At 62.1% G+C, this 26,545-nt stretch carries 25 protein-coding genes; 11 read left to right on the forward strand and 14 right to left on the reverse strand.

All coding sequences use genetic code 11. The features are described 5' to 3' along the window. Positions 1-101: 101 nt before the first annotated feature. From J5289_RS11600 to J5289_RS11620, 5 genes are all read right to left on the reverse strand, one after another. Positions 102-389, reverse strand: coding sequence for a HigA family addiction module antitoxin (locus tag J5289_RS11600; RefSeq protein ID WP_209183844.1), 288 nt, complete (start codon positions 387-389; stop codon positions 102-104). Positions 390-429: 40 nt separating this feature from the next. After that, a complete protein-coding gene (gene murI, locus J5289_RS11605; protein ID WP_142822851.1) occupies positions 430-1,230 on the reverse strand; it encodes a glutamate racemase in 801 nt (266 codons plus the stop codon). Beyond that, positions 1,211-2,038 (reverse strand): RNA methyltransferase, encoded by an 828-nt coding sequence (locus J5289_RS11610; RefSeq protein ID WP_142822853.1) that lies wholly within the window; start codon positions 2,036-2,038, stop codon positions 1,211-1,213. Before J5289_RS11610 ends, murI begins: the two co-directional genes overlap by 20 nt. A gap of 76 nt (positions 2,039-2,114) precedes the next feature. Beyond that, complete coding sequence (locus tag J5289_RS11615) at positions 2,115-4,127, reverse strand: FUSC family protein (RefSeq protein ID WP_209183845.1); 2,013 nt, start codon at positions 4,125-4,127, stop codon at positions 2,115-2,117. A gap of 45 nt (positions 4,128-4,172) precedes the next feature. After that, on the reverse strand, positions 4,173-4,715 hold the full coding sequence (locus J5289_RS11620; RefSeq protein WP_209187472.1) for a hypothetical protein: 543 nt from the start codon (positions 4,713-4,715) through the stop codon (positions 4,173-4,175). 230 nt (positions 4,716-4,945) lie between these two features. Between J5289_RS11620 and J5289_RS11625 the strand changes: the two genes are divergently transcribed. Beyond that, positions 4,946-6,157, forward strand: coding sequence for an NADP-dependent isocitrate dehydrogenase (locus J5289_RS11625; RefSeq protein ID WP_111221868.1), 1,212 nt, complete (start codon positions 4,946-4,948; stop codon positions 6,155-6,157). Between the two features lie 79 nt (positions 6,158-6,236). Further along, complete coding sequence (locus tag J5289_RS11630) at positions 6,237-6,683, forward strand: GNAT family N-acetyltransferase (RefSeq protein WP_209206548.1); 447 nt, start codon at positions 6,237-6,239, stop codon at positions 6,681-6,683. A 73-nt stretch (positions 6,684-6,756) separates the two neighbouring features. Here the strand turns inward: J5289_RS11630 and alaS are convergent, their stop codons facing one another. Both alaS and recA read right to left on the reverse strand, forming a co-directional pair. Next, positions 6,757-9,417 (reverse strand): alanine--tRNA ligase, encoded by a 2,661-nt coding sequence (gene alaS / locus J5289_RS11635; RefSeq protein WP_209183848.1) that lies wholly within the window; start codon positions 9,415-9,417, stop codon positions 6,757-6,759. A 163-nt stretch (positions 9,418-9,580) separates the two neighbouring features. Then, on the reverse strand, positions 9,581-10,669 hold the full coding sequence (recA, locus tag J5289_RS11640) for a recombinase RecA (RefSeq protein WP_111221865.1): 1,089 nt from the start codon (positions 10,667-10,669) through the stop codon (positions 9,581-9,583). A 240-nt stretch (positions 10,670-10,909) separates the two neighbouring features. On the opposite strand from recA, the gene J5289_RS11645 reads away from it, so the two are divergent. The 3 genes from J5289_RS11645 (at position 10,910) to J5289_RS11655 (ending at position 13,805) form a co-directional block, all read left to right on the forward strand. After that, entirely contained in the window at positions 10,910-11,854 is a 945-nt protein-coding gene (locus J5289_RS11645; protein ID WP_209183849.1) for a carbohydrate kinase family protein, read from the forward strand. 46 nt (positions 11,855-11,900) lie between these two features. Further along, the gene (locus J5289_RS11650; RefSeq protein WP_209183850.1) at positions 11,901-12,827 is read left to right on the forward strand and encodes a pseudouridine-5'-phosphate glycosidase; all 927 of its coding nucleotides are present in this window, start codon (positions 11,901-11,903) and stop codon (positions 12,825-12,827) included. 93 nt (positions 12,828-12,920) lie between these two features. Further along, complete coding sequence (locus J5289_RS11655) at positions 12,921-13,805, forward strand: DMT family transporter (RefSeq protein WP_209184118.1); 885 nt, start codon at positions 12,921-12,923, stop codon at positions 13,803-13,805. A 17-nt stretch (positions 13,806-13,822) separates the two neighbouring features. Here the strand turns inward: J5289_RS11655 and cckA are convergent, their stop codons facing one another. Further along, positions 13,823-16,429 carry a cell cycle histidine kinase CckA gene (cckA, locus tag J5289_RS11660; RefSeq protein WP_142822868.1) on the reverse strand — a complete coding sequence of 869 codons (2,607 nt, stop codon included), beginning with the start codon at positions 16,427-16,429 and terminating at the stop codon, positions 13,823-13,825. Between the two features lie 333 nt (positions 16,430-16,762). On the opposite strand from cckA, the gene J5289_RS11665 reads away from it, so the two are divergent. Further along, the gene (locus J5289_RS11665) at positions 16,763-17,857 is read left to right on the forward strand and encodes a flagellar biosynthetic protein FliO (protein WP_209183851.1); all 1,095 of its coding nucleotides are present in this window, start codon (positions 16,763-16,765) and stop codon (positions 17,855-17,857) included. A 92-nt stretch (positions 17,858-17,949) separates the two neighbouring features. Here J5289_RS11665 and dksA read toward each other — a convergent pair whose 3' ends face one another. Further along, positions 17,950-18,369, reverse strand: coding sequence for an RNA polymerase-binding protein DksA (dksA, locus tag J5289_RS11670; RefSeq protein ID WP_142822871.1), 420 nt, complete (start codon positions 18,367-18,369; stop codon positions 17,950-17,952). Positions 18,370-18,650: 281 nt separating this feature from the next. Between dksA and J5289_RS11675 the strand changes: the two genes are divergently transcribed. The 4 genes from J5289_RS11675 to J5289_RS11690 all read left to right on the forward strand — a co-directional run bounded on the left by J5289_RS11675 (position 18,651) and on the right by J5289_RS11690 (position 22,443). After that, entirely contained in the window at positions 18,651-19,160 is a 510-nt protein-coding gene (locus J5289_RS11675) for a histidine phosphatase family protein (protein ID WP_209183852.1), read from the forward strand. Between the two features lie 79 nt (positions 19,161-19,239). Beyond that, complete coding sequence (locus J5289_RS11680; protein WP_209187473.1) at positions 19,240-20,715, forward strand: YcjX family protein; 1,476 nt, start codon at positions 19,240-19,242, stop codon at positions 20,713-20,715. Then, complete coding sequence (locus J5289_RS11685; protein ID WP_209183854.1) at positions 20,712-21,788, forward strand: YcjF family protein; 1,077 nt, start codon at positions 20,712-20,714, stop codon at positions 21,786-21,788. Before J5289_RS11680 ends, J5289_RS11685 begins: the two co-directional genes overlap by 4 nt. Positions 21,789-21,891: 103 nt before the next feature. Next, positions 21,892-22,443, forward strand: a complete 552-nt coding sequence (locus J5289_RS11690; protein WP_209183855.1) for a hypothetical protein — start codon at positions 21,892-21,894, stop codon at positions 22,441-22,443. Positions 22,444-22,498: 55 nt separating this feature from the next. On the opposite strand, the gene folK is transcribed toward J5289_RS11690, so the two are convergent. The 3 genes from folK to folP are packed head-to-tail and all read right to left on the reverse strand — an operon-like array spanning position 22,499 to position 24,226. Next, positions 22,499-23,017: a 2-amino-4-hydroxy-6-hydroxymethyldihydropteridine diphosphokinase gene (gene folK / locus J5289_RS11695; protein ID WP_247749095.1), complete on the reverse strand. Its 519-nt coding sequence runs from the start codon at positions 23,015-23,017 to the stop codon at positions 22,499-22,501. Next, a complete protein-coding gene (folB, locus tag J5289_RS11700; RefSeq protein ID WP_142822878.1) occupies positions 23,010-23,378 on the reverse strand; it encodes a dihydroneopterin aldolase in 369 nt (122 codons plus the stop codon). Before folB ends, folK begins: the two co-directional genes overlap by 8 nt. Then, positions 23,375-24,226, reverse strand: a complete 852-nt coding sequence (gene folP / locus J5289_RS11705) for a dihydropteroate synthase (protein ID WP_247749096.1) — start codon at positions 24,224-24,226, stop codon at positions 23,375-23,377. Before folP ends, folB begins: the two co-directional genes overlap by 4 nt. Positions 24,227-24,336: 110 nt before the next feature. Here folP and J5289_RS11710 point away from each other — a divergent pair, with 110 nt between their 5' ends. After that, positions 24,337-24,966, forward strand: a complete 630-nt coding sequence (locus J5289_RS11710; protein WP_209183856.1) for a DUF922 domain-containing Zn-dependent protease — start codon at positions 24,337-24,339, stop codon at positions 24,964-24,966. Between the two features lie 295 nt (positions 24,967-25,261). Here J5289_RS11710 and J5289_RS11715 read toward each other — a convergent pair whose 3' ends face one another. Together J5289_RS11715 and J5289_RS11720 are read right to left on the reverse strand one after the other, a co-directional pair. Further along, positions 25,262-25,582: a 2Fe-2S iron-sulfur cluster-binding protein gene (locus J5289_RS11715; protein ID WP_142822881.1), complete on the reverse strand. Its 321-nt coding sequence runs from the start codon at positions 25,580-25,582 to the stop codon at positions 25,262-25,264. A 158-nt stretch (positions 25,583-25,740) separates the two neighbouring features. Beyond that, positions 25,741-26,109, reverse strand: coding sequence for an Hpt domain-containing protein (locus J5289_RS11720; protein ID WP_142822883.1), 369 nt, complete (start codon positions 26,107-26,109; stop codon positions 25,741-25,743). Positions 26,110-26,545 lie beyond the last annotated feature (436 nt).

Raw genomic sequence — 26,545 nt, forward strand, 5'->3', positions numbered from 1 at the left:
TTCCCGGGCGTTCGCCGCCGCGTTTAGGAAACCCACAAGGGATTTGCAAAGCGCACGCTGGCGCGCCTGACGACAGGGCGGTTCAGTGCGGACCACAGCCTCTAGGCGGCCTTGTCGTCCAATGGCCTCACCGCTGGATGATCGCGCTTCAAGGCTTGCGCCAGATCGTAATTGCATTGAAGCCCCAGCCAGAAGCGCGCCTTGCTGACGCCGGCCATTTCCAGCCGGACTGCGAGATCCGGGCTTATGGCTGCTCGGCCATTCAGAACGCGCGACAACGATACGCGTGAAATCTTCAGGCGCTCGGCAGCCTCGGTAACGGGAAGTCCCAATGGCAGAAGGACATCCTGTCGCAACAATTCTCCGGGATGAGGAGGAGATTTCATCATGTCGGGGACCTCTTGGTTATACGCGCTCCACAACAGCACACTATGCCCTCAGCCCAAACCCCTGCATCAGCCGCCGCGTCGCAAAATCCGGATTGCCCGAGGTGAACACCGCGAAGTCGTCCGCTTCCGGGTGGACGGCATCGGCGAGAACAGGCACGAGGCTGCGGGCGCGGCGGGCGATGGCCTCGGCGGGGTCGAGCCAGTCGACCGGCCAGGGTGCCAGGCGACGGAAGAGGTTGGCCATGAACGGATAGTGGGTGCAGGCGAGCACGACGATGTCGGTCTTGCGACCCTCCTTTTCCACGAAGCATTGGCCGATCTCCTGCAGCACGGCTTCGTCGGAGACCGGTTCGCCCCGGATATAAGCTTCCGCCATCCGCGCCAGGTTTTCCGAGCCGACGAGGCGGACATGGCACTGGGCGGCAAACGACTGGATCAGGTCGCGGGTATAGGCGCGCTTTACGGTTCCAGGCGTCGCCAGCACCGAGACGAGGCCGGAGCGGGTCCGCTCGGCCGCCGGTTTGATGGCTGGCACGGTGCCAACGAACGTCATGTCAGGAAAGGCGGCGCGCAGATCGGCACCGGCGAGCGTGAAGGCGGTGTTGCAGGCGATGATGCAGATCTCGGGATCGTATTCGGCAAGCAGCCGGGCAAACAGCGAGATGATGCGGTCCTTCAGCGGCTGCTCTTCCCAGCCGCCATAGGGAAAACCGGCGTCGTCGGCGACATAGACGAAGCCGCGCTCGGGCATCAGCACCCGCGCCTCGCGCAGCACGGTCAGCCCGCCGATGCCGGAATCGAAGACCAGGATCGGTTTTGGCTCAGTCGTCGGCGCTGTCATCGACGGGTTTTTCCTTGGCGGCATTGCGCGGTTCGGCACGGGAGACGTTGCGCGGAAAGCGGTCCAGCGACGATATCACGCCACGCATGACGCTGATCTCCTGCTCGGTAAAGCCCTGGCGCGAAAACACCGCCCGGAGATTGTCGACCATCTTCGGCTTTTTTTCGATCGGATGGAAATAATTGCGCGCGCTCAGCGCTTCCTCGACATGGTCGAACAGCCCCTGAAGCTGAGATTTCGTCGACGGTCGCTGCGGATTGGCGGCAAAGCTGGTGACGCTCAGGTCCTCCATGCCGGACTTCATCCACTCATAGGACATCAGCAGCACGGCCTGGGCAATGTTCAGCGAGGCAAAGGCGGGATTGACCGGGAAAGTGACGATCTCGTCGGCCAACGCCACTTCCTCGTTGCTGAGACCCCAGCGCTCGCGCCCGAACAGAACGCCGCAGCGCTCGCCGGCGACAAAACGCCCCCGCAGTGTCTCGGCGGCTACGACCGGCGAACGGACAGGTTTATAGCCATAACGCTCGCGGGCCGTCGTTGCATACACGAAATGGAGGTCGGCAATGGCTTCCTCCAGCGTCGGAAATACGCGCGTCGCCTCGATGACGTGGCTGGCATTCGAGGCAGCGGCGGTCGCCTTCTCGTTCGGCCACCCGTCGCGCGGATTGACTAGACGCAGTTCGGCAAGGCCGAAATTCGCCATGGCGCGCGCCACCATGCCGATATTCTCGCCCATCTGCGGCTCGACCAGAATGATGACCGGCCCCTCGGCCAGCAACGGCTTTTCGCTGTTTGTTCCTGACATGACTATCCTCGGTGCGCCGCAGTGGCGAAATTGCTGCCGGAAATACCCGCGAAGGCCCGGAACGGCAAGCCCCGGCTCATGGATAAAGCCGATCGAGCATCGATCCGACCATCTCGATGCCGAGCCGCATGCCGCCGCGCGACAGCGGTAGATGGCGCCCTGTCGCCCGCGCCGACTTGCGGTCGACGAAGAAGCACTCCGAGCCCCTGCCTGAGATGGCATTCAGCCGCTGGAGGTTTTCAGACACATTCAGCGCGATCTCGCCATCCGGATCGTCGCGAGAGAAGGCGATGTTGCGGGCAAAGACCCGGGCCCAGTAGGTGCAGGCCATCAGGATCGCCAGCGTCTGGCGCACATTGCCCGGTTTGCGCACCAGGCTCCAGGACTGGCCGAGGGGCTTGGCCGCGGTGGTAACGTCGCGGTAGGCGGCATCGAGGTTTTGCGACAGGCGGATCAGCTCGAGGCCCGGACCGCTTCCGCCGGCGGCATCGAGCAAAGCCCGGAGCACATCGAACCACCTGGCCAGCGCCCCATCCAGCACGCCTCGCGTCTTCGCTGGAAAGACCAGGAAGGCAACCGCCGCACCGGCCGTCGCGCCGATGATTGTTTCTCCGATACGTAGTTGCAGCACCTGTAGCGTCAGCGCGCCCGTCATGCCGTAGACCAAACATAGAACGATGGAGATGAAGAAGGTCATGGCCCCGTAGGACACCTGGATAAAGTAGAAGCCGAGAAAGATCGACACGACCGAAAGCAAGATGGCAATAGCGGTATGGCCCGCTACCACCAGCGCCAAGGCCATGCCGACGGCAATCCCCAGCACGGTGCCCATCGAGCGCTGAAACGCCTTCACAGCCGTATCGCCGCGCGAATTGGTGTTGGTGAACACCAGGAACGCCGTTAGCACCGCCCAGAACCAGCGCTCGCGGGACAACAGCAGACCGAAGACCATGGCGATGCCGGTGGCCAGCGTGATCTGCAGTGCCGATCGCATGGCGGCATCGTCGAGCGACAGTTTTGGCCACTTGATGACCGTGCGCGCGCCGTTCGCGCCGGCGATATCGCTGAAACCCGTCATGCGGCCGAGAGACAGGGTTTCCGTCAGCGCATCGCGGGCGTCCCGGAGCCAGATCATCGCCCGCATCGTCTCGGAACTGCGCTTGTCCGCCATCGTCTCGAAGCCATCGGTCTCGCGCTCTAGCAGGGCGTCGTCATGGGCAATAACGGCGTGCACCAGCGCAAAGCTCGGCACGGCGCTCTGGCTCATCATGATGGCGCTTTCCGCCGCCAGATGGACGTCGAAAAGCCGCATGGAGATATCCACTGCCGGTGTATCGCTGGCGAGTGTACCGCTCGCCGGCGTATCGACGGCGGGTGCATCGTCGGCCGGCTTGGGAATGAAGCTCTCCGCCATCAGCACGACGTCCTTCAGCCTCTCCTCAGCCTGGAGCAGCGCGCGATGCTCGGTTTCCGATATCCGCCCGTCGCGAACGCTCACCGCAAGTTCGATCAGCATCTGGTTGACCCGGCCGAGCACGCTCTCCAACGCCCGCAACAGGTCCTTGCGCCAGTCATCCGGCAGCAGGACGGAGCGCACGCCGTGGGCGACGAGCGACGAGACGACAGAGCCCATTGCCACCAGTGGCATCTCACCCAGCCGGGGCTGGAAATAGGCACCCATGAAATAGGACATGAAGGCGAACATGCCCACCGCATTCCAGCGCACGCCAAGCGCCCTCACCCAGCTTGCGGCAAAGATGATGGCGAGGAAAGCGACATCGCTGATGTAGCGATGGTCTGCGAGCAGCGCTGCCAGTATGACGGCCAGCACGCTGGCCAGGCAGCCGATCAGCCGTGTCACCAACTGTTCCGATGGACGCTTGTCGCGCACGGTGAAGCCGCCCTGGATCGACAGAAGTATCCCGAGTGCATAGGCGACATCGGGCAGCGGCACAATCGTTGAATGGATGACGAAGAGAATGCTGAATGATAGCACCACGGTCAGCGTCACCCGCGAGGCCTGTCGCAGCCGCGAAAATGCCGGGTCGTTGGCGGCCAGCCAATCACGAAACCGATGGGCGATGTGCATCAGGATCCTTCGTCGTTAAACGCATCGCCAGCCTGTGGCGTCAGGCTACGGCTGCTTGGCGATATCCTGCATGGCGGCCTTGAGGGAACTCGGCTTCCCACTGTCGTCCGTCGTCAGGATGTCGTCGACCACCGGTTTTCCGCCTTCGGTCAGAACCTCGAAGCGAACCTCCGTGAAGGCATCAGACGCTGCAGCGTCCTCGGCGCCCATGCAGCGCGACTTCTGGAACCGCGCCACCACCTCGGTCTTGCCGCCCGATACGGCCCCGGGAACGATCGTCACGTTCTCGAGCGGACAGGCATCCTGGCTGCCGACAATGACGTCGTAGTCGAACGGCGAGATGCCGTCTTCCGTCGCCGGATAATTCTGGGCGGCCTGGTAGCCACGGATGAAATCGGCGCTGAACAGCTGCCGCAGGTGCGACGCATCGAACATGTCCTGCCAGTCGCTGTCGCCGCCGGCCCAGTTGGCCACCGTCGCATCCATGATGGTCTTCACCGGAGAAACGGCAGGATCTGCGGCGAAGGCGCCGGGCGCCTGGATCAACACAAGGGCGGCGATGAGGTATGCAGGCAGCGATCGGGGCATGGCAATGTCCGTAAACACACAAAATATCATTGTAAAAATCGGCTATATCGGCGAGCCTTACAAGCGCCTCGCACTAGAAAAGCGGTGATTGGCCGGGCAGATTTGACGCGCAAAAAGGCGAATTCTGCACCCTTCCCGACTTTGCCTCGGCGCCCCGCGGTGCTATAGCGCTTGAGACTTCAAGTCCAACACACAGGGCCGCCCGGCCATAAGCAGAACGAGGCAGATATATGGAAAAGATCAAGGTTGCAAACCCCGTCGTCGATCTCGACGGCGACGAGATGACCCGCATCATCTGGCAGTTGATCAAGGATAAGCTCATCCTTCCCTACCTCGACCTCGACATCCAGTATTACGATCTGTCGGTCGAAAATCGCGACGCCACCAACGACCAGGTGACGATCGACGCCGCCCACGCCATCAAGAAATACGGCGTCGGCATCAAGTGCGCGACGATCACTCCGGACGAAGACCGCGTCAAGGAATTCAACCTGAAGCAGATGTGGAAGTCGCCAAACGGCACGATCCGCAACATCCTCGGCGGCGTCATCTTCCGCGAGCCGATCATCTGCGAAAACGTGCCGCGCCTCGTTCCCGGCTGGACCAAGCCAATCGTCGTCGGCCGTCACGCCTTCGGCGACCAGTACAAGGCCACCGACTTCAAATTCCCGGGCAAGGGCAAGCTGTCGATCAAGTTCGTCGGCGAAGACGGCGCCGTCATCGAGAAGGAAGTCTACGACGCGCCGGGCGCCGGCGTGGCCCTCGCCATGTACAACCTCGACGAATCGATCCGCGATTTCGCCCGCGCTTCGCTGAACTACGGCCTGATGCGCAAGTGGCCCGTCTACCTGTCGACCAAGAACACAATCCTGAAGGCCTATGACGGTCGCTTCAAGGATATCTTCCAGGAAGTCTTCGACGCTGAATTCAAGACCCAGTTCGATGCTCTGAAGATCACCTACGAGCACCGCCTGATCGACGACATGGTCGCCTCGGCTCTCAAGTGGTCCGGCGGTTATGTCTGGGCTTGCAAGAACTACGACGGCGACGTCCAGTCCGACATCGTCGCCCAAGGCTTTGGCTCGCTCGGCCTGATGACCTCGGTGCTGCTGTCGCCAGACGGCCAGACCGTGGAAGCAGAAGCAGCCCACGGCACCGTGACCCGCCACTACCGCCAGCACCAGAAGGGACAGGAGACATCGACGAACTCGATCGCCTCGATCTTTGCCTGGACACGTGGCCTCGCACACCGCGCCAAGCTCGACGACAACGCGGCACTCGCCAAGTTTGCAGCGACGCTCGAAACCGTCTGCGTCGACACCGTCGAAAGCGGCTTCATGACCAAGGACCTGGCCCTGCTCATCGGCCCCGACCAGCCCTGGCTGTCGACGACTGCTTTCCTCGACAAGGTCGATGAAAATCTCCAGAAGGCAATGGCATAAGCCATTATCTTAATGTGATCGGCAGACGGCGGGGACTTCCCCCGCCGTTTCCATATCTGCAGGCCGGAGACCGGATCCGATGACCAACACCATTCGTCCGCTGGAGCTTGACGACCGCGCCGCCTGGGAGCCGCTCTGGCAGGCCTACCAGCGATTCTACAAGGTCGAGATTCCGCCGGAAACAACAGACCGGACATGGGCGCGATTTCATGACCCGAACGAGCATATGCAGGCGCTCGGCGCTTTCGATGACTTTGGCCGCCTGGTGGGCATCGTCCACGCCATCTTCCACCGCTCGACATGGATGCCGGAATGGACCTGCTATCTGCAGGACCTCTATGTCGAGAACGACCAACGCGGCAAGGGTACGGGTGCAGCCCTCATCGAGGCCGTGGCGGACCTTGCCCGGGCCAATAGCGCCGGTCGCCTGTACTGGATGACCCACGAAACCAATACCGCAGCCCAGCGCCTCTACGACCACATCGCGGCACGATCCGGCTTCATCCAGTATCGCAAGGCCCTATAGCAACCCATTGTAAAACGAAAAACGGCGGAAGCTGATCGCTCCCGCCATTCCAAATCTCAAATCTCAGGACTGGTCAGCCGGCGAGTGCTGCTGCAACGGCCTCGATCGCCTCGTCGGCCTTGGAGCCATCGGGACCGCCGGCCTGCGCCATGTCTGGCCTGCCGCCGCCGCCCTTGCCGCCAAGCGCCGCAGACGCGATGCGCACCAGATCGACCGCGCTGAAACGGGCGACCAGATCTTCGGTCACCGCCACCACGGCGCTCGCCTTGCTATCCTCGGAGACGCCGACGAGGACGACGACGCCGGAGCCGAGGCTCGTCTTGCCTTCGTCCGCCATGCCCTTCAGATCCTTCGGATCGACACCGGCGATAGCCCTTCCGAGGAACTTGACGCCGCCGATATCGCGCACTGCATCGCCGCCATCGCCCTGCCCGCCGCCCATCGCAAGCTTGCGCTTGGCATCCGCGAGCTCACGCTCCAGTTTGCGGCGCTCGTCCATCAGGGCTTCGACGCGGGTGACGACCTCGGCAGGCTGCACCTTCAGCGCTGCTGCCAGAGCTTTGACGCGGTCATCCTGCTCGGCCAGATAATCGCGGGCCGAAACGCCTGTGACGGCCTCGATACGGCGCACGCCGGCGCCGACGGCGCTCTCCGAGAGCACCCGGATCAGGCCGATCTGGCCGGTCGCCGTCACATGCGTTCCGCCGCAGAGTTCGATCGAATAGGGCTTGGCAGCCTTCTCGCCGCGCACCGCCGTGCCCATCGACACGACGCGGACCTCATCGCCGTATTTTTCGCCGAACAGCGCCATCGCGCCTTCGGCAATCGCATCGTCGACGCTCATCAGGCGCGTCGATACCGGCGCGTTCTGAAGCACGATCTCGTTGGCCATTTCCTCGACAACCTTCAGTTCCTCGACCGACATCGGCTTCGGATGCGAAACGTCGAAGCGAAGGCGCTCGGGCGCCACCAGCGAACCCTTCTGGGCGACATGGGTGCCAAGCACCTCGCGCAGCGCCTCGTGCAGCAGATGGGTCGCGGAATGATTGGCGCGCAGCCGGCCGCGGCGATCATGATCGACCGTCAGCACAACGGGGTCGCCGACCTCAATGGTGCCGGTGGCAACGGTTGCCACATGGGCAAACAACCCGTCGCCGCGCTTCTGCGTATCGGACACGGTGAGCTTGACGCCCTCGCCTGCAATCACACCGGTATCGCCCATCTGGCCGCCGGACTCAGCGTAGAAAGGCGTCTGGTTGACGACGATCTGCACCGTCTCGCCATCGGCAGCGCTGTCTAGAGATACGCCATCGCGGACGATCGCCTGGATTACGCCTTCGGCCGTCTCGGTGTCGTAGCCCAAAAATTCCGTCGCGCCGTTCTTGTCCTTCAGTTCGAACCAGACGGTCTCCGTCGCCTTGTCGCCGGAGCCGGACCAATGGGAGCGGGCCTCGGCCTTCTGGCGGGCCATCGCATCGGTAAAGCTGGCGACGTCGACGGCGATGCCGCGCTCGCGCAGCGCATCCTGCGTCAGGTCGAGCGGGAAGCCGTAGGTGTCGTACAGCTTGAAGGCCGTCTCGCCATCGAGCATATCGCCCTTGCCCATGGTGGCGGTTGCGTCGGACAGCAGCGACAGACCACGGTCGAGGGTCTTGTGGAAGCGGTTTTCCTCAAGCTTCAGCGTTTCCGAAATCAGCGATTCCGCCCGCACCAGCTCAGGATAGGCGCGGCCCATCTCCTGCACCAGCGTCGGCAGCAGCTTGTACATCAGCGGATCGCGGGCACCGAGCAGTTGTGCATGGCGCATGGCGCGGCGCATGATGCGACGCAGCACATAGCCGCGACCTTCGTTTGACGGCAGCACGCCGTCGGCAATCAGGAAGGCCGACGAGCGCAGGTGATCGGCGATGACCCGGTGGCTGGCCCGGTTATCGCCGATAGCCATCACGCCGGTTGCTTCCTCGGAGGCCTCGATCAGCGCCCGGAAAAGATCGATGTCGTAATTGTCGTGCTTGCCCTGCAGCAGCGCCGCAACGCGCTCGAGGCCCATGCCGGTGTCGATCGACGGACGCGGCAGGTCGACCCGCTCGTCCTTTGAAAGCTGCTCGAACTGCATGAAGACGAGGTTCCAGATCTCGATGAACCGGTCGCCGTCTTCGTCGGCGGAACCGGGAGGCCCACCCCAGATATGGTCGCCATGATCGTAGAAGATTTCCGAACAAGGACCGCAAGGGCCGGTATCGCCCATCGCCCAGAAGTTGTCGCTGGTCGGAATGCGGATGATGCGGTCGTCGGACAGGCCGGCGATCTTCTTCCAGAGGTTAAAGGCATCATCGTCCGTGTGGTAGACCGTCACCAGCAAGCGCTTGGCGTCGATATCGAATTCCTTGGTGATCAGGTTCCAGGCAAGCTCGATGGCCTGCTCCTTGAAATAATCGCCGAACGAGAAATTGCCGAGCATCTCGAAGAAGGTGTGGTGGCGGGCGGTGTAGCCGACATTGTCGAGGTCGTTGTGCTTGCCGCCGGCGCGAACGCATTTCTGTGCCGAGGACGCTGTCTTGTAGGGGCGCTGTTCCAGCCCCGTGAAAACGTTCTTGAACTGCACCATGCCGGCGTTGGTGAACATCAGCGTCGGATCATTGCGCGGCACGAGCGGGCTCGACGGAACGATTTCGTGCCCATTCGTCTTGAAGTAGTCGAGGAAGGTCGACCGGATTTCATTTACGCCGCTCATGCTATGCCCTTATCGCTGCCGTCGGCAGTCCCCATACAAAATCCACTGGCTTTTATCGCTCGCTCTCGATCCTGTCCAGCCGCACTAACGAAAGCGGCCGCACATCCCGAAAGACGTGCGGCCGGCAGCTTGAACCTACCCTTCGACCTTGCGGTCGGGACCGTTACATATCGGCAGCAACATCGCCGTCGTTGGCATCGGGACCGCCGTTCACCAGCAGCTTGTCGGCGATCAGGCCGGCACTCTGGCGCAGCATCGTTTCGATCTCCTTTGCCAGTTCCGGATTGTCGCGCAGGAAGATCTTGGCGTTCTCGCGACCCTGCCCCAGGCGCTGGCTGTTATAGGAGAACCAGGCACCTGACTTCTCCACGATGCCGGCTTTTACGCCGAGATCGACGAGTTCGCCGGTCTTCGACACGCCTTCGCCATACATGATGTCGAACTCGACCTGCTTGAAGGGAGGCGCCATCTTGTTCTTGACGACCTTGACGCGCGTCTGGTTGCCGATGACCTCCTCGCGATCCTTGACGGCGCCGATGCGGCGGATGTCGAGGCGAACAGAGGCGTAGAATTTCAGCGCGTTACCGCCAGTCGTCGTTTCCGGCGAACCGAACATCACGCCGATCTTCATGCGGATCTGGTTGATGAAGATGACCATCGTGTTCGACTTCGAGATCGACGCGGTCAGCTTGCGCAGCGCCTGGCTCATCAGGCGAGCCTGCAGGCCTGGCAGGCTGTCGCCCATTTCGCCTTCGATTTCAGCCCGCGGCGTCAGGGCCGCAACGGAGTCGATGACCAGCACGTCGATGGCGCCGGAGCGCACCAGCGTGTCGGTGATCTCGAGCGCCTGCTCGCCGGTATCGGGCTGCGAGATCAGAAGGTTCTGGAGGTCGACACCGAGCTTGCGGGCATAGACCGGGTCGAGCGCATGTTCGGCGTCGACGAAGGCGCAGATGCCGCCCTTTTTCTGGGCTTCGGCAATGGTCTGCAGCGCCAGCGTCGTCTTGCCCGAGCTTTCCGGTCCATAGATCTCGACGATACGCCCCTTCGGCAATCCACCGATGCCAAGTGCGATATCGAGGCTCAAGGAGCCCGTGGATACTGTCTCGATCTCGACGATGCTTTCATTCGAGCCGAGCTTCATGATCGAGCCCTTGCCGAATGCCCTCTCGATCTGAGAGAGTGCGGCTTCGAGCGCCTTGCTTTTGTCCACCGATTTTTCCTCTACGAGCCGCAAACTATTCTGTGACATGAGATCCACCTTTAGGTTATTGAAGCCGCACAGGCAACGAAGCAGTTGATGTCGTTTTTGTACTTGATTTGTTCCGGTTCCGCAAGGGGCCTTCAAATAATTGAAACAAAAAGGTAAAATGACCTTTGTTCTATATTTGTTTTCCTTTTTTGTCGCAAAGGCTTAGGCGATCCTCAGCAGGCTTTGCGGGGTTCGCAAATGCGGGTCGATTCGGCTCTTTCGAAATGACCGGGGCTGGGTATGTCTAGGCAGATTCTCGTGCTCGGCGGCGCTCACATCGACAGGCGTGGCCGCATCTTCGGAGAGACCGATCCAGGCGCCAGCAATCCGGGCGCTTGGTTCGAGGAACCGGGCGGCGGCGGCTTCAATGCGGCCCGCAATCTCGCCCGGCTTCACCACGACGTGCGGATGGTCTCGCCACGCGGCGGCGATGCTCTCGGCGACATGGTGGCATCTGCGGCTCGCGAGGCGGGTGTCGACGACCGCCCGTTCGTCTTTCTCGATCGCACAACGCCGAGCTACACGGCGATCATCGAAAAAGACGGAAACCTGGTTATCGCGCTGGCGGATATGGAGCTCTACAAGCTCTTCAGCCCTCGCCGCTTGCTGATCCGCGCCATCCGCGATTCATTCGCATCGGCGGACCTCATTCTCTTCGACGCCAATCTGCCGGCCGAAACACTGGCTGCGATTGCCCGCAAAGCGGTCGATCTCGGCAAGCCGCTGGCAGCCATTGCCATCTCCCCGGCCAAGGTCGTGCGCCTCAAACCCTGCCTTGCCGATATCGACTATCTGTTTCTCAACCAGTCGGAAGCCGCCGCCCTCACCGGCAGCAGGCCGGACGATCCGCTGCAGTGGGTGAGCCAGTTGCAGGCCCTTGGTCTCAAGGGTGGCGTCATCACGCGAGGGCAGCAGCCTCTCGTCGCCTTTGACGGCCGCATCACCCTTACCTTGGAGCCGCCAGCTGTGGACGACGTCGCCGACGTCACCGGCGCCGGCGATTCGCTGGCGGCCGGGGTGCTTTCGGCGCTGATGGACGGTCTCGATCTGGCGGAGGCGGTGCGCCACGGCGCTGCAGCGGCTGCCATCACGGTTCAGTCGCCGTTTGCAACGGCCGCCAATCTGTCGCCGCAGCATCTTCGTCAGGTTCTCACCCTTGTCGGCGCGCCCAAAATACTGTCATGAAGCCCCATCCCGCCCATCAAACCCGCACACTCAGGTGGACAAGACCATGACCAAACCATTTTCCGCTCTGTTGCCGATCTCATATTCAAGTGAAGTCGCCGCCGCCAAGGCACGTGGCGCACCGATCGTCGCGCTCGAATCGACGATCATCACGCACGGCATGCCCTATCCCGGCAACATCGACATGGCTCGCAGCGTCGAGGCTATCATCCGCGAGGAAGGTGCCGTGCCGGCAACAATCGCAGTCATCCACGGAACGTTGCACATCGGCCTTGAACCGGCCGAGCTAGAGAGCCTCGCCCAGACCACGGACGCGATGAAAGTATCGCGCGCCGACCTAGCCTTTGCAATTGCGGAGCGCCGCACCGGGGCAACCACGGTTGCAGCCACGATGATTGCAGCCGCGCGGGCCGGCATCAAGGTGTTTGCCACCGGCGGCATCGGTGGTGTGCATCGCGGCGCCGAGACCAGCTTCGATATCTCGGCCGACCTCGAGGAGCTGGCACGTACCGGCGTCATCGTTGTCTGCGCCGGCGCCAAGGCAATCCTCGATATCCCGAAGACGCTGGAAGTCCTGGAGACCCGTGGTGTTCCCGTCGTCACCTTCGGCAGCCCGGAATTCCCTGCCTTCTGGTCGCGTGCCTCCGGCCTGCCAAGCCCGCTGACGCTGAACAGCCCGGCGGCAATCGCCAATTTCCAGACTGTGCGCGAGCAGCTGGGTATCGATGGCGGCATGCTGGTTGCCAATCCCGTGCCGGAGGAAGACCAGATCGAGCGCGAGGAAATGGAGATCTACATCGAGCGCGCGCTCGACAGCGCCGAGCGCGAGGAAGTGGTCGGCAAGGCCGTCACGCCCTACCTGCTCAGCACGATCTTCGACATCACCGGTGGTCGCAGCCTGAAGACCAACATCGCGCTGGTCGAAAACAATGCGCGGCTGGCTGCCGAAATCGCCGTCGCTCTGGCGGATTAGGCAGAAACGTCGTTCACCGAAGCTGCCGCGCCGATCTCCGGCGCGGTTTTTTGTTTTCAGGGCTGCAGCAGGAAACCTCCCGTGCCAGATATCATGCCTCCAGCCGCCACAGGGCCGCGCGACAGCCGCATACCGCTTGCAGCCCTGATACTTGGCGGCGCTGCCATCGGCGGCTCGCCGATTTTCGTGCGCCTGTCGGAGGTCGGTCCGCTTGCCACGGCGTTCTGGCGTGTAGCGCTGGCGCTCTTGCCGCTTCTTCTCGTCTCACTCGCCAGCCGCCGGAAATCGGCCGTCCAGCCGCGTAATCTATCCGAATGCTTCATGCTGGTGCTGCCGGGCCTGTTCCTCGCCACGGATCTCGTCACCTGGCATCTGTCCATCCACATGACGTCCGTTGCCAATGCGACACTGCTCGCCAATCTGGCGCCGATCTTCGTTGCCGCCATCGGTTGGCTGTTCCTCGGCGCGCGCATCACCAGGCTGTTCCTGCTCGGGCTGGCGACGGCGCTGGTCGGCATCGTCACGCTGAAGGGCGGCCTTTCCGGTCTTGCGAACGGCGATCTCAGGGGAGATGGCCTGGCAACGGTCGCAGCGCTGTTCTACGCCGGATATATTCTGGTGATCGGCAGGCTCAGAACCCGGTTCGACACGCTGCAGATCATGGTCTGGAGCACGGCCGCCGCAACCATCTGTCTTTTCCCGGTGGCCCTCATGATCGAGGGCGTCATGCTGCCACCAAGCCTGTTCGGCTGGCTCATGCTGATCGGCCTCGCCTTCATCAGCCATGCCGGCGGCCAGGTGGCGATTACCTATGCGCTCGCCTACCTGCCGGCCGCATTTTCATCGCTGACGTTGTTGCTGCAGCCGGTGGTCGCCGCGGTACTGGCCTGGGCGCTTCTGAGTGAGAGCATCGGGCCACTGCAGGCCGTCGGTGGCGCCATCGTGCTGGCCGGCATTCTGATCGCCCGACGCGGCTGAAGCGCCACGCTTGCCGATCAGCTGTCCAGCATCTCGCGAACGGCGACAGCCAGTTGCTTCAGCGAAAACGGCTTCGGCAGGAAGCCGAACTTCGAATCCGCCGGCAGGTTGCGCGCAAACGCATCCTCGGCATAGCCCGAGACGAAGATGAACTTCATATCCGGATAGATCTTGCGCAATTCGCGCAGCAGCGTCGGCCCATCCATTTCCGGCATCACCACGTCGGAGACGACGACATCGACCTTGCCTTCGAGTTCCTCGAGAATTTCCAGCGCCTCGACGCCGGACCCAGCCTCATGCACGGTGTAGCCGCGCGTTTCCAGCATCCGCTTGCCGCCGCGCCTCACGGCCTCCTCGTCCTCGACCAGAAGCACGACGGCCGATTTGCCGGTGAGGTCTGCCTGCTCGACGTCTGCAAGTGCGGCGCCCTCGCCCATCGGCGGGGCATGCGGCGCTTCCTGCGGGCTTTCGCCGGGCAACAGGATGTCCATCACGTGGCGCGGCAGGAAAACGCGGAAAGTGGTGCCCCTGCCAACCTCGGAATCGGGCTGGATGTAACCGCCGGACTGCTTGACGATGCCGTAGACCATGGCGAGCCCGAGGCCCGTGCCCTTGCCAACATCCTTGGTGGTGAAGAACGGCTCGAAGATCTTGTCCATGATTTCGGGCGCGATGCCAGTGCCGTTATCGGTGACTTCCACCAGCACCATGTCCTCGTTCGGCAGGTAGGCCGAGTTGAACGCCGCCATGTCGTCCGCTGCGACATTTCGGGTGCGCAGCAGCAGCGTGCCGCCATCCGGCATTGCATCGCGGGCGTTGACGCAGAGGTTGATCAGCACCTGCTCGAATTGCGAAAGATCCGTTTTCACCGGCCAGAGATCGCGCCCGTAATCGACCTCCAGCTTGACGCGGGTGCCCGACAGCAGCCGCTCGACCAGCATACGGAGATCGCCGATGACATCGGTCAGGTTGATGATCGTCGGGCGCATCGTCTGCTTGCGCGAGAAGGCCAGCAACTGGCGCACGAGCACGGCCGCGCGATTGGCGTTGCGCTTGATCTCCATCAGGTCGGCAAAGCTTGCGTCGGCCGGACGCGCCTGCAGCAGCAGATGGTCGGACGACAGCAGGATCGCGGTCAGCACGTTGTTGAAATCGTGGGCGATGCCGCCGGCAAGCGTACCCACCGCATTCATCTTCTGCGTCTGCGCCATTTGCGCCTCGAGCGCCTTCTGCTCCGTCACCTCGACGGCGTAGACGATGGCAGCCTCTTCCGGCGCCTCGTCGCTCTGCTCGATGACCGCATTGATATAGAAGCGGAAATGCCGTGTCTCATCCTTCGGGTTGCGGGAATCGATCGACGGAATATCGCCCTGCCGGTCCTTGGCAGCGGCAAATGCCTGCGCCAGCAGCGGCCGCTCGCTTTCGCTGAAGATCGTCTCCAGCGTCGCGCCGCGCTCGATATCGTCGCGCGAAACCACGTTGGAAAACAACTTCAGGAACGGTGCGTTGGTGCGAAGGATACGCCCTGTCCCGTCGACGGAAGCAATCGCCATCGGCGTATTGTTGAAAAAGCGGGTGAAGCGCATCGCCGCAACCGAGGCAGACTGGTCGTCGTCATCATCTTTCTGGCGGCCGAGCACGATCGTCCGGCTTTCGCCGGGGGCACCGTCACGCATGGAGGTGACGCTGTGCACCAGACGCGCTGGCAGGCTCTGGCCGTTGCCCTTGCGCAGGTCGAGATCGAGGGTGACGGTCTTCTTCAAGCCGGGTTCCGCCTGCACGGACTGGATGAGCGCGAGCCCCTCGCCGGCCACGAGGTCGCCGACCGTGATCGATCCCGGCGTGAACTTGGTGAGATCGAGCCCCAGCCATTCCGCCAGCGTCGCATTGAGATAGAAGATCTCGCCCTTTCGTCCGGCCGAGAAGAAACCGGCCGGTGCATGGTCGAGATAATCGATGGCGTTCTGCAATTCCTTGAAGAAACGCTCCTGGTCGTCACGCTCCGAGGTGATGTCGGTAATCTGCCATATGTGCAACGGCTTGCCGCGCCCCTGCCCCGGTGGCAGCAGGCGGGCTTTCAGGCGGTACCAATGCGCGCCGGAGCCGCTGGAGCCGACGGGACCGAGCGGCTTCATCAGCCGGAATTCCTCGCTGCCTTCCTTGCCTTCGCGCAACTCGTTCGACAGGCGGTAAAGAGCCTGGTTGGATTCGCGGTTGCGCGACAGCAATGTGTCGAGCGACTGGACCTCGGTGGTCTTGCTGGCGCCGGTCAGCTTGCCATAGGCGAGATTGGCGTAGACGATACGGCCCTTGTCGTCGGTGATCAGCGTACCGTCGGGCTGGCTGTCCAGGAACGAGCGCGCAAGACTGTCGGACTGGGTCTGCGGCATCACCTCGACGAAGCCGATGATCGACGAAACCAGGAAGAAAATCCCGACCATGGCGAGGATTCCGAGCGCACCGAGCACGATCTCGTTGTCGAGTTCGTTCTTGAACACGACGAATGCCGCCGCCGCTGCGATCAGCACCAGCGCCAGAAGAATGATCCGAAGCACGATACCGGAACGAACCCCGCGATCGACCAGCGGCACGCTATACTCGTCGGACTGACGCAGCTTGGTCATGAACCCCTCGTTGGCCCGCGCCGCATTCCGTCAATGTGTTGACGGATTTGGAATCAGGACTTTGACCTTCTTAGCAAGTTGCGGGATCGGCAAAAAGCGGCCCTTGGTGGAGAAAGGCTTGAATTCACAAGGAACTGCGCCAGCTTTCTTCAGAATATCGTTCAGAATGCGGGCATTGGCTGTATTTTGGGTGCCGGCATCACAGAATGGCCAATGACATCTTGTTTAGGCAGGGATCCTGTCCCAATGATTGCCGCCTGACACAAGCCTAATCTTGCGGCTTCAGGGCCGCACGCCAGATGACGTAAACGTTGAAATCGGAGTATCGAAACTATGCTGGACGAGATCGCTGGAACCTATGGCAGCCGCCTGTTCGTCGCCGCCGGCGGCGTAGCGGTGGCCCTTCTCGTGCTGGTCGCCATCTTGTGGCTGGTGCGCAACCGGGCGCCCTCGCCATTCGTGCGCGGCGGCAAGGGTCGCCAGCAGCGGCTGCAGGTTCTGGATGCCGCAGCCATCGACGCGAGACGCCGGATCGTCCTCATCCGCCGCGACGGCGTGGAGCATCTCGTCATGATCGGCGGACCCACCGATATAGTCATCGAAAGCGGCATCGGCGATACATCGAGGATTGCGGCGCCCGCCCAGCCAATCGCCAGCGCCCCGCCCGTCCAAACAATCACGGCTCCGGAACCGGCCCCACGGCAGCTCGAAGCCTCGACGGAACCGTCGCCTATCGTCGGTCGGCGCCGGGAGCCCGCTGCTCTCTCATCCCCGCCACCCGCACCGCCGGTCCCAACGACCGAGATCGAACGAGCGGCTCCCGCAGTCTCGTCGCCGATGGCAGCGCCGGAGCCGAGGCAGCAGTTCGCGCCACCAACGCCAGCGCCTGGACCGGAAGTGGAAGCCGCCTCTGTCACTGCCAGAGACGAGCGCCCGGTTGCGGCTGCAGCCCCCGTCCAGGCACCGCCTGTGGAACCGGTTGTCTTCGAACGACAGGCGGAGTTGGACGCCGCCGATATTCTCGATGCCGCCCGCAGCCGTGTCCTGCCCACGGAACACGCCAGGGACAACAGGCCGGCACCTGCGCGCGAGGCAGAACCTCCGGCCCCAGCGCCGATGCTCGCGCAGGATGCCTACAGCGGATCCTATGAGGTCCCAGCACCTGCAGTCGCGCAACCCAAAAAACTCGGCAGCGATTTCGAAAGCGTCCTCGAAGCGGAAATGACCAACAACCTGACGGCAGAGCGCATCGTCCAGCCAATAGCGCCACCGCCCGCCGTCCGCCCCGAGCCGACGCCACGTTCGGAGCCCGTTCCGCCGCAGCAGCGCCGCGACCCCGACATGGCGCCGATCACCGGCGGTGACGCCGCATTGCAGAAGGAAGTTGCCCGCATCTTCGGGGAAATGAGCGTCAACCGCGAGAAATAAAGCGTGGGCCTGACGACGACGCGATGCTGAAAAAACAAAAGGCACGACCGTTGCGGGTCGTGCCTTCTTAACAGATGTGGATCGCTTGATCCCTATTCGTCGCGGTAGACTTTTTCGCGACGCTCGTGGCGTTCCTGCGCTTCGATGGACAGGGTGGCAATCGGGCGGGCGTCGAGGCGCTTGAGGCCGATGGGCTCGCCGGTTTCTTCGCAGTAACCGTAAGTGCCGTCGTCGATCCGGGAAAGGGCTGCATCGATCTTGGAAATCAACTTGCGCTGGCGGTCCCTTGCACGAAGCTCGATGGCCCGGTCCGTTTCGGATGAAGCACGGTCGGCGAGATCGGGGTGATTGGCGCTTTCCTCAGCGAGATGCTCAAGCGTTTCGCGCGCTTCTCTCAGGATATCGGTTTTCCAGACAACCAACTTGGACCGGAAATAAGCCTTCTGCCGTACATTCATGAACTCCTCGTCTTCCGAGGGAACGTAGCTGCTAAGATCGATCTTCTCACTCAACGCGATTCTCCTGAAGAACATCTCATATGGCGCGGGGTATACAGCAAGCGACCGTGCCGGTTCAAGCCTAATACAGCCGCTGAACGGATTTTTAAATCTGTCATAAAAAACGGCTAAAGGTCTAATTTTTCATCATTTATTTTGGCGAAGCTTTTGAGCCGAAGCTATAAGGCTTCTGTGGACCAAGCTTTGTTTTCGCCGTTGCTTGGGATGTCGCGGTTGACGGATGGGCGTCGCGAACGCAAGGTCGATCGATAAACTTCACGATGGAACTGACCCCCATGACCCGTATTTTGCCGCCACCGTCCCGCATCTACCTGCTGCGACACGCCGAGGCAGCGCAGGCGCAGCCGGGCGAGCGCGACTTCGACCGGGCGCTTAATGACAACGGTTTTGCGCAGGCGGAAATCGTCGCCGCCAAGGCGGCAGACAAGGGCTACAGGCCGGATCTGGTGGTTGCTTCGACCGCGTTGCGCTGCCGCCAGACCACGGATGCCTTCAAGCGCGCCATCGGCGCCACCACCGAGGTTCAGTATGTAGACGGGCTCTACGACGCCTCGCAGGAGACCTATCTGGACATCCTGTCGGCCCAGGCCGGCGGCGACTCGATCATGCTTGTCGGCCACAATCCGATAATCTCGCAGGTGCTGGAGGTCCTGATCGGCCATGAGGCGATGCAGAAATCCCTGCCCGGCGGCTTTCCGACAGCGGGATTCGCTGTCCTCGACGCAATCCAGGACCCAGACGGTTCGACGGCGACCTGGATTCTCAGCGATTTCATTCGCGAATAGACGGCGAGCGGCAGGAGGCTGCTTCTTTTCACGGCAGCGCTCCCTATATTGCGATTGACTTCAATGCAGGGATGCCGCTTTGCCGCCGAGCCTCACTTCCTTCACCGACAACGCGCTGATTGCCTTTGACAATATCGCCGACCGGGCTGCTAACCTCGTCAATCCGACCATCCGCCTCGGCGTGACGGGCCTATCGCGCGCGGGCAAGACGGTTTTCATTTCCTCGCTCGTACACAACCTCCTGAACGGCGGCCGCCTGCCGCTGTTCGAGGCTATGCAGTCCGGGCGTATCTCGGCCGTGCGCCTCGAGCAACAGCCCGACGATGCCGTCCCTCGCTTCCAGTATGAAGACCACATCCGGGCGCTGGTGAAGGACCGTATCTGGCCGGATTCGACGCGTGCAATTTCCGAATTGCGCATCACGCTAGAATACCAGAGCGCCAGCGGCTGGAATCGCATTTTCTCCCCCGGCCGGCTATCGATCGATATCGTCGATTACCCCGGCGAGTGGCTGCTCGATCTGCCGCTGCTTGCCAAGGACTACCAGACCTTCAGCGACGAGACGCTGGCTTTGGCGCAAACAGGCGTCCGCGCCGAATTGTCCCGGGAGTGGCTGGCGCTCTCCGCCTCCACGGATGCGGCGTCTCCTGCCGACGAGATGCGTGCCCGCGATCTGGCCCAGGCCTTTACCGCCTATCTGCGCGCCTGCAAGTCGGATGAGCGCTCCCTGTCTACGTTGCCACCGGGACGTTTCCTGCTTCCAGGCGATCTCGACGGATCGCCGGCGTTGACCTTTGCACCTTTGCCGACACCTGCGCCGGGCAAGGCTGGCAAGGGCTCGCTTTGGGCGATGATGGAGCGGCGCTACGAGGCTTACAAGTCCGTGGTCGTCAAGCCGTTCTTCCGCGAACACTTCGCCCGGCTGGACCGGCAGATCGTCCTCGTCGATGCCTTGCAGGCCATCAATCGCGGCCCCGAGGCGATCCAGGACCTCGAGCGGGCGCTGGCCGACGTGCTGGCCTGTTTCCGACCCGGGACAAACAGCTTCCTCTCCTCCTTTGTCGGACGACGCATCGACCGGGTGCTGGTTGCTGCGACGAAGGCCGACCATCTCCACCATGAGAGCCACGACCGGCTAGAGGCCCTCACCCGCCGTCTCGTCGAGAGGGCAACCCAGCAGATCGGCATGACCGGTGCCGGCATTGACGTGATGGCGCTTGCCTCGATCCGGGCCACCCGCGAAGCTACGGTCACGCGCGACGGACAGGTGCTCCCGGTAATCGTCGGAACTCCCATTGCCGGCGAGACGATCAATGGCGATGTTTTCGATGGTATCCGCAACACCGCCGTCTTCCCCGGCGACCTGCCCCGCGATCCGCAGCAACTGTTCGCGCTTCCCGGCACCGAGAGCGATCCCGGTCCGCTGCCGGATGTCAACGTCGTGCGCTTTCGGCCGCCGCTACTCGACCGTTCGCCGACCGGCGTGGTTCTCTCGGTGCCGCACATCCGGCTTGACCGCGCCATGCAGTTCCTGTTCGGAGACCGCCTCGCATGACCCCACCGATCGAAAACGATCCGCCGCATTCCTCACGCAGTCCGGCAGCCTTCTCGATGGAGCCGGAACAGCCGCATGCCGATGCCCGTCAGGCAATGCCCGCCCGCCGTCCGCAAAGCTTCGATGCAGACGTCATCCTCACCCCTGACGAGGAGGATCCCTTCCTCAATCCGTCGTCGTCTCTCGAGGGTACGCTGCCGAGCCTCAAGCCCCGCCGGCGCTTTTCCTTTGCCAAGGTGGCGCTCAGTGCGTTCGGCATCCTCCTTTCGCTCGCCTTCGGACTCTGGACGGATGAGCTGATCCGCAATCTCTTCACCCGCGCCGACTGGCTGGGTTACACGGCGCTGACCGTGCTTGGCATCGGCATCCTCGCGGTGCTCGGAATGGTCGTCCGCGAAACAGCCGGCATGATGCGGCTGGCAACGGTACACGCCATCCGCGCCGAGGCGGAGGCCGCAGCGCTGGAGGTAAAACCTGCGCGTGCCCGGGCGCTGGTCGATCGGCTTTCGACGCTGTTTGCCGCCAAGCCAGCCACCGCCCGGGGCCGTGCCGCGCTGAAGGCGACGGAAGGCGATATCATCGATACGCAGGGCCTGATTTCGCTTGCTGAGCGCGAACTGCTGGGGCCGCTGGACCGCGATGCACGGGCGCTGATCCTCACCGCCTCCAAGCGCGTCTCAGTCGTCACCGCCGTTAGCCCGCGTGCGATCGTCGACCTGCTCTACGTGCTGTTCGAATCCACCCGCATGGTGCGCGCCATGGCCGACCTCTATGGCGGCCGGCCGGGAACATTGGGCATGCTTAAACTGATGCGCGATGTGGTTGCCCATCTGGCTGTCACCGGCTCCATTGCCGTCGGCGACGGCCTCGTCCAGCAGATCGTCGGCCATGGACTGGCCTCGAAACTGTCGGCGCGGCTTGGCGAAGGCGTCGTCAACGGGCTGATGACGGCCCGCATCGGCATTGCCGCAATGGACCTCTGCCGTCCTCTGCCATTCAGGGCGCTGAAGCGTCCGGGCATTGGCGACTTCATCGGCGACCTCTCGCCCGGCGCGGCCAAAAGACAGCCATGACAGGCCATTCTTTAAGGCCTGCACCCCAAAAGAAACCAGCTGTTAACCATTCTGAGGCAAAGTCGGAGCTTAGTTTCCGGTACACCTTTGCCAAGGAAAGCCCATGTTTTCGCGTAAGTTTATTCTTGTATGCGGCCTCGCCGTCATGGCCCTCTCCGTCGTCGACTGGGCGCAATCGGCCAATGCCTCGTCCCGCGACAAGGCTTTCTTCCAGTCGGTGTCCGGCGCATGGCGCGGTCCGGGCGAGATTGTTGCCGGCAAATACAAGGGCACCAAATTCACCTGCAATCTGATCGGCACGCCAAGCCAGGGATCCGCGACAGGCGTCAAGCTCGACGGTACCTGTCGCGTCGGCGTCTTCCAGCAGCCGATGTCTGCCGAGATCACACAGAGCGGCAGCACCTATAACGGCAAGTTCCTGGACGGCGCCGCCGGCAAGGGCCTCGACGTGACTTCAGGGTCCGTCAACGACAACACAGTCGTTGTCGGCCTGAACCGCCAGAAGCTGAACGGCGCCATGATCGCCCGCCTGCAGGACGACAAGTCGATGAACGTGACGATTTCGGTCAAGGTCGACGAGCAGATGGTCCCAGTCATCGGCCTCAGCCTGAAGCGCGAGGCTGTCGACACCATGACCGTCGGCGCCATCAAGTAATCGCTGCCATCCATTGGATTTTTAAAGGCCGGGCTATTGCTCGGCCTTTTGCTGTCTAGCCGCGCTGCCACCAGCTGTTATCTGCATCAGCTACTTCGATGCCGCCGATATCGGCGTTTGCAAGCCACGCCGTCACGGTCTTTCCGGCCACCACCAGATCTGCTGCAATATCCGCGAGCGGCATCAGCACGAAGCCGCGCTCGGTCATGCGGGCGTGCGGGATCTGCAGTTTTTTAGTATCGAGCGCAACATTCCCATAGGTGAGGATATCGATGTCGATCGTCCGGGGTCCCCAGCGCTCGATCCGTTCCCGCTTCATGCCGCGCTCGATATCGAGGCAGATGTCGAGCAAGGTCTCCGGCGGAAGCGATGTACTGATCGCCGCGCAGGCGTTGAAAAAGAACGCCTGGTCCGTTTTCCCCCACGGCGGCGTGCGGTAGAGTTTCGACACCGCGACGATGCTGCAATCGGCGCGCTCGTCGAGGGACTGCAAGGCCGTGGCCATCGCTCGGACCGGATCGGCAATATTGCCGCCAAGACCGAGCATTGCGGTGGTGAAATCAGTCTCAGGCAAAGTGCTCGATGCTCACTTGAACGTAGTCGAGAACGCCCGGGACAGGTGCGTTCGGCTTGCGGACGGTCACCCTGACGCGCTTGATCTGCGGAAACTTTTCGCACAGGCCTTTGGCTACGTCGAGCGCCAGCGCCTCGATCAGGTAGCGACGCTTGCCGGTGACGATTTCCTCGATGACGGTGAAGGCGACGCCGTAATTGACGGTGCCGTCGATCGAATCCGTCACCAGCGCCTCGCCGGCGGCAACGTCGAGTTCGGCGTCGACGAAGAACCGTTGCCCTAAAAACTCCTCCTCGTCGTGGACGCCGTGGCGGGCAAAGAATGCACAGTTCTGCAGGGTGATGGTGTAGATACCGCTCATGATGTTTTTATTCCTGATTTCGCCTGCATCTCCAGCATAGCATCGACGACGGCAAGTGCGTCCCTGTTGATTGCGACATTATGCACGCGGAAAATCGCGGCGCCCTGCATTCTGAGCAGCACCGTTGTCGCAGCTGTGCCCGCATCCCGCCCCTCGGCCTCCCGTCCGGTCAACTGGCCGATGAAGCGCTTTCGCGATGTGCCTGCGAGGAGCGGAAGGTCGAACCGCTTCAACTCGGCAAACCGCAGCATGAGTTCCAGGTTTTCATTGCCGTCCTTGGCAAAACCGAAGCCGGGATCGAGCACGATCCTGCCTCGATCGACCCCGGCAGCATCGGCAATTGCCAGCGATTGCTCGAGAAACACCCTCTGATCATCGATAACATCCGCCAACTTCTGGCGTTCGCGACCGGTGTGCATGATGCAGAGGCCGGCCCCGCTCTCGGCGGCAAGTGCTGCAATGTCCGGTTCGCGCTGCAGCCCGAATACGTCGTTGACGATGTGGGCACCGGCGGCAACTGCCAGCCGCGCCGTCTCTGCCCTGTAAGTATCGACGGAGATCAGCGCCTCGGTCTTGCCGCGCAGGGCTTCGATCACCGGCAACACCCTAGCCTGTTCTTCGGCAGCGCTGACGGGTTCGGCGCCCGGCCTCGTCGATTCGCCGCCGATATCGACGATGTCAGCACCCTCGGCGACACAGGCAAGCGCATGGGAGACTGCCGCATCGACGGACTGGAAACGGCCGCCGTCGGAAAAAGAGTCCGGTGTGATGTTGACGATCGCCATGATCGCGCTGCGGCTGAGATCAAGACGACGACCATGGCCCAAATGCCAGATATTATCGCGCATCGCTATCACTAACGTCCGCTCCGTTGAAATTGAAAAAAACCGTCGCCCGATGTTGCGCTCCCAGTGGCTATGCCGCAAGCTTCCGTGAAGTTCAACTGGTCCGATCACGAATGCCGACTGCATCGCGCTTTGCTTGCCTCCCACTCGCCGTTTTGCTGTCATGCGGCGTCTTGCGGAGCGCAGAAGCGGAAGTGGTCGCGCATAAATCCTTCTCTTATTTCGATATCAGCGGCGACACTGCCGACGAACTCGACGAGGCGCTCAATGCCGGCGGCCCAGCGGCGATGGGTGCCAGCAGCCGCCATCCCGGTGCAACCCGCATCCGCTTCGGTGGCCAGGCGACCTATGTGGAGAGCGGCGGCCGGTGCCATATCGGCGGCGCCCGGGTCACGGTTGACATCGTCGTCATCCTGCCGCGCTGGCGGGATCGCCGTCACGCGCAGCCCCGTCTTTCCGCTGTCTGGGACAGGCTGTCGGCCGACATCAAACGCCACGAGGAGCGTCATGCCGAGATTGCGAGGTTGCATGCGCGCAGCCTGGAGAAGGCCATCCTCTCGCTGCCAGCAGAGCGGACCTGCGATCTGCTGCAAGACAAGGTCAGCGGCGAATCAGTGCGCAATACCGTCCTGCACGATCAGGACCAGGCGCGGTTCGACCGTGTCGAGGCTACAAACTTCCAGATCCGCATGCAGCGCCTCGCGCAACGACGACACAGCGAAAAATCGGAAAAGATAGATTAAAAGCATATATTTAGAGAATCGCGACAATCGCTGTCGATCACCGCAACTGTGCGAAATATGACACGCTGTAGCTGAGATAGCAGGGGAAAAGCCGGCTTTACGCTTTACCACAGCCGTAATGTAGGATCATCTTACGTATAGCATCGACGATGTTATTGCGTTCCCATTTTCCTGGGTTCTCCCGGCGTATCCGAAGCCGCAAGCGCTTCCTCCCTCGCCTGTAGGCGATACGCCCGCCTGGCCTCGCTCCGCAAATGGGCGAGGTTTTTTTTGGGGCGCCTTGAGAGATGCAGGACTAGGCTTGGCGCTCCGGCACGTGAACGACAAGGCCGTCCAGCGCCGAGGTCAGCTTGATCTGACAGGAAAGCCGCGAGCTTGGCCTGACATCGAAGGCGAAATCGAGCATATCTTCTTCCATCGCAGCGGGCGGTCCCGCCTGCTCTATCCAGGCATCGTCGACATAGACATGACAGGTGGCGCAGGCGCAGGCGCCGCCGCACTCGGCTTCGATGCCGGGCACGGAATTGCGCACCGCGTTTTCCATCACGGTCGAGCCCTCGTCGGCATCGAAGTCGAAACGCGTGCCGTCGAAAGCAACGATTGTCAGTTTGGTCATGAGATAATCCGGATACGCGAGTGATATTGGCTGGGTGGATTTTCTTCCAACAATTCCAAACAGCAGTCAACATCGCCGGCTCCGAAAGCCACTGGCTCGGCCGGATACCGGTCAGCGATGTTGCCGTCCCTCATGGGGACGGCGCAGCGAATCTAGGCTTAACGGCAAAGCTTAAGAATGAAGTTTTCCGCTTCGACGACGGCGGTGCCGACAGCCGCCATGCAGGCAGCATCGCTGGAGTGCGCTTCGAAAGCCTCGGCGGATTGCGCCACCTTGAAGGCACCGACGGCGCTTGCTGCACCCTTCAGACGGTGGGTCCCGGCCTTCACCTGGTCGGCATTGCCGCTACCAATATCGTGGAGGCAGCTGCGTGCCTGGCGGGCGAACATCTGCAGAACCTCGATTTCGAGCACCTTGTCGCCCATGGTCTGCCGGGCGAGATGGACCAGATCGATCGGCTTTTCCCGCGACGGCCCCATGCCGCGCGAGTTGTCAGGGGCTTCAAATGCAATGTTCAAGGCGGCCATGGGCCCATTCTCCGGTTGTCTCTTGTCGGTGCGTTGCTGCATCCTTGCGGCTGCGGCATGGCCATCCCGTTAAATTCCGGCACAACGAAGGCGGAAAAATGCACGTATGGTTAACGATCGTTAAACACGGTTAAATTATCGGCTTTTCGACAATGCATTGATTTAAAAGGTGTTAACAACACGCTAACGCTTCCGGACGTTTGCCATCCCATAATTGTAACAGTGCTGCTAATGTGTCAGTACGGTACTGGTGTTTCGTGCCGCGGCGTCGCCTTTGCCCGACGCCCCGAAAGTGGTAATGTTTTGGTACCGCCCATTGTGCAAAATTGCACTTCGCGCGGATTGTAATGTGGATGCCGATGCCTTGTTAAGGAAATCGGTAGTACGGCTGGCGAGATGTTGCGTATCGGATCTTGGCGGATTTTCGAAATGCAGG

It is taken from the genome of Rhizobium sp. B230/85 (genome assembly GCF_019355735.1).
Taxonomy (GTDB): domain Bacteria; phylum Pseudomonadota; class Alphaproteobacteria; order Rhizobiales; family Rhizobiaceae; genus Rhizobium; species Rhizobium rhododendri.

Bases quoted from the DNA above. Each gene is read 5' to 3' on its own strand.
- J5289_RS11600 (WP_209183844.1), bottom strand. From the start codon at position 389: ATGATGAAATCTCCTCCTCATCCCGGAGAATTGTTGCGACAGGATGTC.
- murI (WP_142822851.1), bottom strand. From the start codon at position 1,230: ATGACAGCGCCGACGACTGAGCCAAAACCGATCCTGGTCTTCGATTCC.
- J5289_RS11610 (WP_142822853.1), bottom strand. From the start codon at position 2,038: ATGTCAGGAACAAACAGCGAAAAGCCGTTGCTGGCCGAGGGGCCGGTC.
- J5289_RS11615 (WP_209183845.1), bottom strand. From the start codon at position 4,127: ATGCACATCGCCCATCGGTTTCGTGATTGGCTGGCCGCCAACGACCCG.
- J5289_RS11620 (WP_209187472.1), bottom strand. From the start codon at position 4,715: ATGCCCCGATCGCTGCCTGCATACCTCATCGCCGCCCTTGTGTTGATC.
- J5289_RS11625 (WP_111221868.1), top strand. From the start codon at position 4,946: ATGGAAAAGATCAAGGTTGCAAACCCCGTCGTCGATCTCGACGGCGAC.
- J5289_RS11630 (WP_209206548.1), top strand. From the start codon at position 6,237: ATGACCAACACCATTCGTCCGCTGGAGCTTGACGACCGCGCCGCCTGG.
- alaS (WP_209183848.1), bottom strand. From the start codon at position 9,417: ATGAGCGGCGTAAATGAAATCCGGTCGACCTTCCTCGACTACTTCAAG.
- recA (WP_111221865.1), bottom strand. From the start codon at position 10,669: ATGTCACAGAATAGTTTGCGGCTCGTAGAGGAAAAATCGGTGGACAAA.
- J5289_RS11645 (WP_209183849.1), top strand. From the start codon at position 10,910: ATGTCTAGGCAGATTCTCGTGCTCGGCGGCGCTCACATCGACAGGCGT.
- J5289_RS11650 (WP_209183850.1), top strand. From the start codon at position 11,901: ATGACCAAACCATTTTCCGCTCTGTTGCCGATCTCATATTCAAGTGAA.
- J5289_RS11655 (WP_209184118.1), top strand. From the start codon at position 12,921: ATGCCTCCAGCCGCCACAGGGCCGCGCGACAGCCGCATACCGCTTGCA.
- cckA (WP_142822868.1), bottom strand. From the start codon at position 16,429: ATGACCAAGCTGCGTCAGTCCGACGAGTATAGCGTGCCGCTGGTCGAT.
- J5289_RS11665 (WP_209183851.1), top strand. From the start codon at position 16,763: ATGCTGGACGAGATCGCTGGAACCTATGGCAGCCGCCTGTTCGTCGCC.
- J5289_RS11675 (WP_209183852.1), top strand. From the start codon at position 18,651: ATGACCCGTATTTTGCCGCCACCGTCCCGCATCTACCTGCTGCGACAC.
- J5289_RS11685 (WP_209183854.1), top strand. From the start codon at position 20,712: ATGACCCCACCGATCGAAAACGATCCGCCGCATTCCTCACGCAGTCCG.
- J5289_RS11690 (WP_209183855.1), top strand. From the start codon at position 21,892: ATGTTTTCGCGTAAGTTTATTCTTGTATGCGGCCTCGCCGTCATGGCC.
- folB (WP_142822878.1), bottom strand. From the start codon at position 23,378: ATGAGCGGTATCTACACCATCACCCTGCAGAACTGTGCATTCTTTGCC.
- folP (WP_247749096.1), bottom strand. From the start codon at position 24,226: ATGCGCGATAATATCTGGCATTTGGGCCATGGTCGTCGTCTTGATCTC.
- J5289_RS11710 (WP_209183856.1), top strand. From the start codon at position 24,337: ATGCCGACTGCATCGCGCTTTGCTTGCCTCCCACTCGCCGTTTTGCTG.
- J5289_RS11715 (WP_142822881.1), bottom strand. From the start codon at position 25,582: ATGACCAAACTGACAATCGTTGCTTTCGACGGCACGCGTTTCGACTTC.
- J5289_RS11720 (WP_142822883.1), bottom strand. From the start codon at position 26,109: ATGGCCGCCTTGAACATTGCATTTGAAGCCCCTGACAACTCGCGCGGC.